The sequence below is a fragment of the Vulcanococcus limneticus LL genome, from assembly GCF_002252705.1.
GTDB lineage: Bacteria > Cyanobacteriota > Cyanobacteriia > PCC-6307 > Cyanobiaceae > Vulcanococcus > Vulcanococcus limneticus.
The window spans coordinates 1-1,345 of sequence record NZ_NQLA01000131.1; the positions used below are offsets into that span (position 1 = coordinate 1).

The window sequence follows — 1,345 nt, forward strand, 5'->3', positions numbered from 1 at the left end:
CTTTCGCGAGCTGGCCTACGACATCAAGGGGATGCTGGCCCTGGGAGGGGTGATGACGGCCGACACCAAGACCTGATCACACTTTTAGGCAGCCCTGCTCCTGGCTCGGTCCCGACGCCTCCACCGCCGCCATCGTGTGGCCCCTGGTGCTGCTGGGCATGGGCGGCGGGCTCTTTCATCCGCCCAACAACAGCGCCACCCTCAACACCATTCCTCCCGAGCACCTCAGTGTGGCCAATGGGTTCCTCTCGATGGCGCGCAACTTCGGCCAGGCGATCGGGGCGGCATTGGCGGCCACGCTTCTCGCCCACGGCCTTGGAGTCGCAGGCGCTGATGGTGCTCTGGCCGGGGCCGTGGGCGCGCGCCTGAGTGGACAGCCCCTGGACGCCTTTCTGGGGGCCCAGCAGTTGGCCTATCGGCTGGCGGCAGCCATGGGACTGGTGGGCGCAGTGGTGTCTGTTGTCCGCGGGGCGGAGCTACCCGGGGGCGCGCCGATGGGACCAATGCCTGTCGCAACGGTCAACGACGGCCGTCGGTGCTGAGGCCCCTACGCCTGCGCTGCACCAACCTCCGCGGCGCCGGGCCCTTGGCTTGGAGGCCATGCTGCACTGGGAGGTTTTGCCCTAGGTGCAATCCGCAGCCACTGCCTGCTATCTGGCCAATCCTGGAATCCGTCCAATCATTTCATCATGAGTGAAGGCATGGCTGCCTATTTCAAAGCTGCTCTAGAGGATGGAGATCCAATGCTGGTAGCCGCTGCGCGAGATGATATCGCTCGCACACAAGGCATCACACAGATTTCAGGGGAAGCTGGATTGGGGTGCTAAAGTCTCTATACATCTCTCGCCTCTAGGGGTAATCTCGAGCGTGGAAGTGTTTTAGGGATTATGTCCGTATTCGGGCTTCAACTGCATGTCAGTCTCTCTGTTAAAGAGGAGACGGCTGTCTAACAATGCCATTCACCTGGTCCGTCTCCACAGGACTCCTAACCGACGCCCGAGGTCACTGCGGCCAGGTGATAGCAAGCGTTAGGCCGCACTTGAGTCGCGCCGCATCCATCTGGCGCGCGCCAAATACAATGCGTCCCAATCGCCGCACGCTATCCCAGCTGATGAAAAGCATTCCTGCTTACACTGCAGCCTTCGCTTCACGGTCTACCTAGGGCCTCCTGAGAAAGTCGGAGCCGCTGCCGCCAATACAGATTCTGGCAGTCAGGTGCCTTGCTGAGTGATTATCAAGCCGCAGCTATCTCAACGCTTGATGGCAGTTTGTTGCGCCTCAGAGCTACAAGCTGGCTGCTCAGAATCTGCAGCCAGAAGGCAAACAAGGCAAAAAGAAGCTGGAG

Annotated in this window: 2 protein-coding genes; both read left to right on the top strand. The window is 60.8% G+C overall.

Translation table 11 applies throughout. The features are described 5' to 3' along the window. The first annotated feature begins 146 nt into the window (after positions 1-146). Positions 147-542 carry an MFS transporter gene (locus CJZ98_RS17685; RefSeq protein ID WP_198537968.1) on the top strand — a complete coding sequence of 132 codons (396 nt, stop codon included), beginning with the start codon at positions 147-149 and terminating at the stop codon, positions 540-542. Between the two features lie 105 nt (positions 543-647). Continuing rightward, a complete protein-coding gene (locus tag CJZ98_RS19625; protein ID WP_408645530.1) occupies positions 648-827 on the top strand; it encodes a helix-turn-helix domain-containing protein in 180 nt (59 codons plus the stop codon). The last annotated feature ends 518 nt before the right edge of the window (positions 828-1,345 follow it).